Annotated in this window: 9 protein-coding genes; 4 read left to right on the top strand and 5 right to left on the bottom strand. The window is 68.0% G+C overall.

Annotated features, from left to right (window positions below; translation table 11 throughout):
- Positions 1–232: 232 nt before the first annotated feature.
- The 5 genes from AB0D57_RS46715 to AB0D57_RS46695 form a co-directional block, all read right to left on the bottom strand.
- Complete coding sequence (locus AB0D57_RS46715) at positions 233–1,933, bottom strand: methylmalonyl-CoA mutase family protein (protein ID WP_362088613.1); 1,701 nt, start codon at positions 1,931–1,933, stop codon at positions 233–235.
- A 118-nt stretch (positions 1,934–2,051) separates the two neighbouring features.
- A complete protein-coding gene (locus AB0D57_RS46710) occupies positions 2,052–2,390 on the bottom strand; it encodes a DUF3817 domain-containing protein (protein WP_362088612.1) in 339 nt (112 codons plus the stop codon).
- A gap of 21 nt (positions 2,391–2,411) precedes the next feature.
- Positions 2,412–2,951: a MarR family transcriptional regulator gene (locus AB0D57_RS46705; protein WP_362088611.1), complete on the bottom strand. Its 540-nt coding sequence runs from the start codon at positions 2,949–2,951 to the stop codon at positions 2,412–2,414.
- Positions 2,952–3,103: 152 nt separating this feature from the next.
- On the bottom strand, positions 3,104–3,397 hold the full coding sequence (locus AB0D57_RS46700; RefSeq protein ID WP_014176340.1) for an MTH1187 family thiamine-binding protein: 294 nt from the start codon (positions 3,395–3,397) through the stop codon (positions 3,104–3,106).
- On the bottom strand, positions 3,394–3,741 hold the full coding sequence (locus tag AB0D57_RS46695) for a DUF3817 domain-containing protein (protein ID WP_362088610.1): 348 nt from the start codon (positions 3,739–3,741) through the stop codon (positions 3,394–3,396). Before AB0D57_RS46695 ends, AB0D57_RS46700 begins: the two co-directional genes overlap by 4 nt.
- Positions 3,742–3,959: 218 nt before the next feature.
- Here AB0D57_RS46695 and AB0D57_RS46690 point away from each other — a divergent pair, with 218 nt between their 5' ends.
- The 4 genes from AB0D57_RS46690 (at position 3,960) to AB0D57_RS46675 (ending at position 6,619) form a co-directional block, all read left to right on the top strand.
- Positions 3,960–4,592, top strand: a complete 633-nt coding sequence (locus tag AB0D57_RS46690; protein WP_362088615.1) for an AIM24 family protein — start codon at positions 3,960–3,962, stop codon at positions 4,590–4,592.
- Position 4,593: 1 nt separating this feature from the next.
- The gene (locus AB0D57_RS46685; protein ID WP_362088614.1) at positions 4,594–5,244 is read left to right on the top strand and encodes an AIM24 family protein; all 651 of its coding nucleotides are present in this window, start codon (positions 4,594–4,596) and stop codon (positions 5,242–5,244) included.
- A complete protein-coding gene (locus tag AB0D57_RS46680) occupies positions 5,241–6,050 on the top strand; it encodes an AIM24 family protein (RefSeq protein ID WP_362088609.1) in 810 nt (269 codons plus the stop codon). The genes AB0D57_RS46685 and AB0D57_RS46680 overlap by 4 nt, the downstream gene beginning before the upstream one ends.
- A gap of 92 nt (positions 6,051–6,142) precedes the next feature.
- On the top strand, positions 6,143–6,619 hold the full coding sequence (locus tag AB0D57_RS46675) for a MarR family transcriptional regulator (RefSeq protein WP_362088608.1): 477 nt from the start codon (positions 6,143–6,145) through the stop codon (positions 6,617–6,619).
- The last annotated feature ends 151 nt before the right edge of the window (positions 6,620–6,770 follow it).

The raw sequence follows: 6,770 nt of genomic DNA, 5'->3' as shown, positions 1-6,770 counted from the left end.
CCTCCGCCTTGCAGTTGGACGCACCAGACCCCGCTCACCAGCGTTTATAGGGCGCCGCCGATTTCCTGCGACTTGATCCGCCGGACAGGCCCTAGCGCCGGACGGGCAGAGATGCCTGGCGGGGGCGCAGCACCCCCGGCGGGGGTCCAGGGGGCGCAGCACCCCTGGCGGGGTCTGGGGCGGAGCCCCAGAAGGATGGGACAGGTAAGGGCGGCGGGGGCGAAGAAACCCCTCAGAAGCCCGCCGGCTCCGTGTACACCCCCCACTCGTCCCGAAGCGCATCGCAAATCTCACCCAACGTGGCCTCCGCCCGCACCGCGTCCAGCATGGGCGCAATCATGTTGGCCCCCTCCCGCGCGGCGGCAAGCATCGCACCGAGAGACGCCCGCACCCGCGCCTCATCCCGCCCGACCTTCCGCGCCCCCAACACCCGCACCTGCTCCCGCTCCACCTCATGGCTGACCCGCAGAATCTCCAGATCCCCGGTCACGGACCCGTGATGGACGTTCACCCCCACCACCCGCTTGTCGCCCTTCTCCAGCGCCCGCTGGTACTGGAACGCGGACTCGGCGATCTCCCCGGTGAACCAGCCGTCCTCGATCCCCCGGAGAATGCCGGAGGTGATCGGCCCGATCGGGTGGAGCCCGTCGGGATGCGCCCGCAGCCCCCGCTCCCTGATCTGCTCGAAGATCTTCTCCGCGTCGGCCTCGATCCGGTCGGTGAGCTGCTCCACGTACCAGGAACCACCCAGCGGGTCGGCCACATTGGCGACGCCGGTCTCCTCCATCAGCACCTGCTGCGTACGGAGGGCGATCTCGGCGGCCTGCTCGGAGGGGAGGGCCAGCGTCTCGTCCAGCGCGTTGGTGTGGAGGGAGTTCGTGCCGCCCAGGACCGCCGCGAGCGCCTCCACCGCCGTACGGACGACGTTGTTGTACGGCTGCTGGGCGGTCAGCGAGACCCCGGCGGTCTGCGTGTGGAAGCGGAGCCACTGCGCCTTCTCGGACCGGGCACCGTACACATCCCGCATCCACCGTGCCCAGATCCGCCGCGCCGCCCGGAACTTGGCGATCTCCTCGAAGAAATCGACGTGCGCGTCGAAGAAGAAGGAGAGGCCGGGTGCGAAGACGTCCACATCGAGGCCGCGGCTCAACCCCAGCTCCACGTACCCGAACCCGTCCGCCAGCGTGTACGCCAGCTCCTGCGCGGCCGTGGAGCCCGCCTCCCGGATGTGGTAGCCGGAGACGGACAGCGGCTTGTAGGCGGGGATCTTCGAGGCGCAGTGCTCCATCAGGTCGCCGATGAGGCGCAGGTGCGGCTCGGGCTGGAAGAGCCACTCCTTCTGCGCGATGTACTCCTTGAAGATGTCGGTCTGGAGCGTGCCGTTGAGGACGGACGGGTCCACGCCCTGCCGCTCCGCCGCGACCAGGTACATGCAGAAGACCGGCACGGCGGGTCCGCTGATCGTCATCGACGTCGTGACGTCACCCAGCGGGATGTCCTTGAACAGGACCTCCATGTCGGCCGCCGAGTCGATCGCGACCCCGCAGTGCCCGACCTCGCCGAGCGAGCGCGGATCGTCGGAGTCGCGTCCCATGAGCGTGGGCATGTCGAAGGCCACGGACAGTCCACCGCCGCCGTTGGCGAGGATCATCTTGTAGCGCTCGTTGGTCTGCTCGGCGTTCCCGAAGCCGGCGAACTGGCGGATCGTCCAGGTACGCCCTCGGTAGCCGGTCGAGTAGAGCCCGCGGGTGAAGGGGTACTCGCCGGGCCATCCGATCCGCTCGAAGCCGTCGTACCTGTCGCCGGGCCGCGGCCCGTACATCGGGTCCACGGAATCGCCGGAGAGCGTGGTGAAGTCGGCATCGCGCTTGCGCGAGGCGTCGTACCGGGCCTGCCAGCGACGGCGGCCCTCTTCGATGGCGTCAGCGTCCATACCCATGAATTTACTAGGACGTCCTAGTAAATGTCGACGGCAAACCGCCGCGAGCCTTGTCACGGCGGCGGAAACCGATCACCCTCGAGCGACGTTCAGGCGGCGCCCGAGGTCGGCCTTAGGCCTTGGCGACCGCGGGCGAGTCGTCCGTGATCTTCGCCTCGAGCTCCTGGGAGACCTTGCGCTCCACGAAGAACGCGGCCGTGGGGATCGTCCCGGCGAGCAGCACCCACAGCTGCTTGCCGACCGGCCACTTCGCCTTGGCGCCGAGGTCGAAGGCGAAGACCAGGTAGAGGACGTACAGCCAGCCGTGCGCGATGGCGACGACGCGCGTGAAGTCCACGGCACCGTCCATGTCGAGCAGGTACTTGGCGATCACACCGAGGGTCAGCAGGACCAGCAGCACACCGGTGACGTAGGCCATCACGCGGTACCTGGTCAGCACGCTCTTCTTCATGAGGACGAGCGTAACGACCCCTTATGCGCGATCTTCGGGCGCCCCTGCTCCTCTCCCCCCGTCGAAGTCGTGCGCCGCGACGCGCAACGGCCGAAGCATCGCGAAGATCTCCCCGCACTCCTCGGCGTCGTACACCCCGAGCCCGAAGTCCATCGCCATCAGGTCACGGGTCGCCGCGTCGCAGACCTCGCGGCCCTTCGGGGTGATGGACGCGAGCGTGCCGCGCCCGTCGTTGGGATTGGGCCGTTTGTCGACGAGCCCCGACTTCACCAGGCGGTCCACGGTGTTCGTGACGGACGTCGGGTGCACCATGAGCCGCTCGCCGATCTTGGACATGGTCAGCTCGCCCGCCTTGGAGAAGGTGAGCAGCACCAGCGCCTCGTAGCGTGCGAAGGTCAGCCCGTACGGCTTGACGACCGCGTCCACCTCGGCCAGCAGGATCTGGTGCGCGCGCATGATCGAGGTGATCGCGGCCATGGACGGCACGGAGCCCCAGCGCTGCTTCCACAGTTCGTCGGCGCGGGCGATGGGATCAAAGGCAAGGCTGAGGGGCTTCGACACGGCATAAGACCTTACCCGCCGGTCATATCACGGTCAGCACCGTCTCGGGTTTCGGTCGCGCACCCTCGCCCCGGAGAAGCGGGCGTCCGCACACGCGCGAAAACCCCGGCCCACCGGACCGGGGTTTTCCGTTGCCGGGAGCCGCCGGCGGGCTACGCGGACAGGTGTCGCTCCACCGTTTCCACCTTGGAGGTCAGGCCGTCCGTCACACCGGGGCGGATGTCCGCCTTCAGGACGACGGAGACGCGCGGCGCCCGCGCCTCGACGGCGGCGACGGCGCGCTTGACCACGTCCATCACCTCGTCCCACTCACCTTCGATGGAGGTGAACATGGCATCGGTGCGGTTCGGCAGGCCCGACTCGCGGACGACCCGGACGGCGTCGGCGACGTACTCCCCCACGTCCTCGCCGACACCCAGCGGCGTCACGGAGAAGGCGACGATCATGACGCCTCCACGACTCCCTCACGGCGGGCACGGGAGGCGATGACCGCGTCCTCGGCCTCACGCTTGAGCTTGCGCTCGGCGAAGAAACCGCCGGTGGGCAGCACGGAGAGGACGAAGTAGAGGATCCCGGTGCCCGCGCTCCACTTGGTGCGGTTCCAGGCGTCCGCCCAGAAGATCACGTACAGGATGAAGAGGGCGGCGTGGACGTACCCCATCACAGGCACCGCGTTGAAGTCCGTGGTCCGCTTCAGTACCGAGCAGACGAGCAGCAGCAGGAAGGAGACGGCCTCGGGGGCCGAGACCAGGCGGAGGCGGCGGAGGGCGGTGGCGGTCTTTATGTCCACGGTTCACCTTCGGTGGGTTTGGTGGGCTTGGTGGGTTCGGCGGGGAGAGCCGTCGACGCTTTGTGAACGCAAGCACAAACGTCCGGCCATTGTGGCATCTGAGGCCCGGCCGCCCCCGACAGGGGGCTCAGGGTGTCCTCGGGGTGTCGTCAGGGTCCGGATCATCCCGTAGGCCCTGGTTGACGGCGCCACCTGTTGGTTACCTTCACAAGGTGGCGATGTTCCGACTCCAAGGCAGCAAGGTGCTGGCCGTCGACATGACCGGGGACGCCGTGAAGGCGAAGAACGGCTCCATGGTCGCGTACGACGGTCAGATGGCCTTCAAGAAGATGAGCGGTGGCGGCGAGGGGATCCGCGGGATGGTGACCCGGCGGATCACCGGCGAGCAGATGACGGTGATGGAGGTGAAGGGACACGGGACCTGCTGGTTCGCGGACCGGGCCGCCGAGATAAACCTCGTGAACCTCCAGGGCGACAAGCTGTACGTCGAGTCGAGCAATCTGCTCGCGACGGACGCGGGACTGCGCACGGGCACGTCCTTCACCGGGCTGCGCGGCGCCTCGCAGGGCAACGGGCTGTTCACCACGACCGTCGAGGGGCACGGCCAGGCGGCGATCACCTCCGACGGTCCGGCGGTGGTGCTGCGCGTCAGCTCCCAGTACCCCCTGACGGTCGACCCGGGGGCGTACATCGCGCACCAGGGCAATGTCCGGCAGTCCTTCCAGGCCGGTGTGACGTTCCGCACGTTCATGGGCGAGGGCGGCGGCGAGGCGTTCCAGATCCGTTTCGAGGGCGACGGCCTGGTCTACGTACAGCCCAGCGAGCGCAACACGATCGCGGGTGATGTGTGAGATGCCGTTCCGCGAAGTGAACGCCAAGATGATCGAGGCGACCGTCATGCCGGGCCAGCGCCTGTTCAGCCAGCGCGGCGCGATGCTCGCCTACCAGGGCGAGGTCTCCTTCACGCCCAATATGCAGGGTGGCCAGGGCGGGGTCATGTCGATGCTCGGGCGCCGGGTCGCCAATGAGTCCACCACGCTGATGACCGTGGAGGGCAGCGGCACCGTCCTGTTCGGGCACGGCGGCCACCACATCCAGGTGATCAGCCTCTCGGGCGACACCCTGTACGTCGAGGCGGACCGACTGCTCGCCTTCGACGGCACCCTCGAGCAGGGCACGATGTTCATGGGCTCGCAGGGCGGTGTCATGGGCATGGTCCGGGGTCAGGTGACGGGCCAGGGGCTCTTCACGACCACCCTCAAGGGGCACGGCTCGGTCGCCGTGATGGCGCACGGCGGGGTCATCGAGGTCCCGATCACTCCCCAGCGCCCTGTCCACGTCGACCCCCAGGCGTACGTGGCGCACCACGGCGACGTACGCAACAAGCTGTCCACGGCGCTCGGCTGGCGCGACATGGTGGGCCGCGGCTCGGGCGAGGCGTTCCAGCTGGAGCTGAGCGGCAGTGGTGCGGTGTTCGTCCAGGCCTCGGAGGAGAAGCTGTGAGCGCGTACGGGACTCCTGGCGGCCCGGCGGTCCACGACCCCATGACCCTGCCGGTCGACGACAACGTCAACAACTACACCTTCTGCGTGGAGCTCAAGGGGAGCCAGTGGTTCCTGCAGAAGGGCAAGATGATCGCCTACTACGGGACGATGGAATTCAACGGCATCGGGCACGGTCGCCTCGACCGCCTCGTCCGTACGTCGTTCCATTCGCCTCTGCACGCGAGCGACTGGGTGGTGGCCGAGGGCTCGGGCAAGATGCTCCTCGCCGACCGGGCCTTCGACGTCAATTCGTACGACCTCGAGAACGGCAATCTGACCATTCGCTCCGGCAACCTCCTCGCTTTTCAGCCAACTCTCGCGCTCAAGCAATCGATCGTGCCGGGCTTTTTGACGCTGATCGGAACCGGCAAGTTCGTGGCGGCCTCCAATGGTCCGGTGGTGTTCATGGAACCTCCCATCCGGGTGGATCCGCAGGCGCTCGTCGGCTGGGCCGACTGCCCGTCCCCGTGTCATCACTACGACCACGGGTACATGACCGGTGTCATGGGCGGTCTACGTGCGCTGACAGGCCTCGGCGGGGCCTCCGGAGAGGAGCATCAGTTCGAGTTCGTAGGGGCGGGCACCGTGCTGCTCCAGTCCACCGAGGTCCTCATGGCCGAGCAGGCCACGGGGGCGGTTCCGCACGAGCCGGGAGTGCCCGGCGGCGGCGGGACACCGGGCCAGCATGGCCAACACGGCCAGCAGGCCGGCGCACCGCGTCTTCCCGGACAGCTCGGAGACCTCCAACGTCGCTTCGGGCTGTGAGCGGTAGTCTGCGGAGTGTGACGTCGAACGTGTGCGCGCCGTCACGCCACCCTCACTAGTTCGCCTTTCAACATTTTAGGTAGACTTCATTCATGGAGACCGAGACGGCCACGCGCTGGCTGACCGATGCGGAGCAGTGCGCCTGGCGCACCCACCTGGAGGTCAACAGGCTGTTGACGTACCAGCTCGAGAGGGATCTCCAGCCGTTCGGGCTGACGATGAACGACTACGAGATTTTGGTGAACCTCTCCGAGTCTGAGGGCGACCGGATGCGGATGAGCGACCTCGCGGCCGCCACCCTCCAGTCCAAGAGCCGCCTCTCGCACCAGATCACCCGCATGGAGAACGCGGACCTGGTCCGTCGCGAGAACTGCGAGTCCGACCGCCGGGGCCTGTTCGCCGTCCTCACCGAGCACGGCAGGGAGACGATGACGAAGGTCGCCCCGCATCATGTGGCATCCGTGCGCAGGCACTTCATGGACCTGCTGTCCCCCGAGGCCCTGGAGGACCTCAACAAGTCGCTGCGGCCCATCGCGGAGCACCTGCGGGGGCAGCGCGGCAAGCCGTAACGCTCCGCTGTGCTGCGCGGGGGGACTGCGGGTCGCGGTCGCGGCTAGGGCCTGTCGTTTGGATCACGCCGCGGACGCGGGGGAGCGCCCTCAGCACACCGAAGATCCGCATGTCGGCGGCGCTGGAGATGCCCTGGGACTTCCCGTCGTG

The organism is Streptomyces sp. NPDC048275 (assembly GCF_040652275.1).
In the GTDB taxonomy this organism is placed as follows: domain Bacteria; phylum Actinomycetota; class Actinomycetes; order Streptomycetales; family Streptomycetaceae; genus Streptomyces.
The sequence above is the reverse complement of the archived record's forward strand: the minus strand, read 5'-3'. Positions and strand labels throughout refer to the sequence as shown.

Coding starts and splice junctions, on each gene's coding strand:
- AB0D57_RS46685 (WP_362088614.1), top strand. CDS start 4,594: ATGCCGTTCCGCGAAGTGAACGCCAAGATGATCGAGGCGACCGTCATG.
- AB0D57_RS46710 (WP_362088612.1), bottom strand. CDS start 2,390: ATGAAGAAGAGCGTGCTGACCAGGTACCGCGTGATGGCCTACGTCACC.
- AB0D57_RS46700 (WP_014176340.1), bottom strand. CDS start 3,397: ATGATCGTCGCCTTCTCCGTGACGCCGCTGGGTGTCGGCGAGGACGTG.
- AB0D57_RS46690 (WP_362088615.1), top strand. CDS start 3,960: ATGTTCCGACTCCAAGGCAGCAAGGTGCTGGCCGTCGACATGACCGGG.
- AB0D57_RS46675 (WP_362088608.1), top strand. CDS start 6,143: ATGGAGACCGAGACGGCCACGCGCTGGCTGACCGATGCGGAGCAGTGC.
- AB0D57_RS46715 (WP_362088613.1), bottom strand. CDS start 1,933: ATGGACGCTGACGCCATCGAAGAGGGCCGCCGTCGCTGGCAGGCCCGG.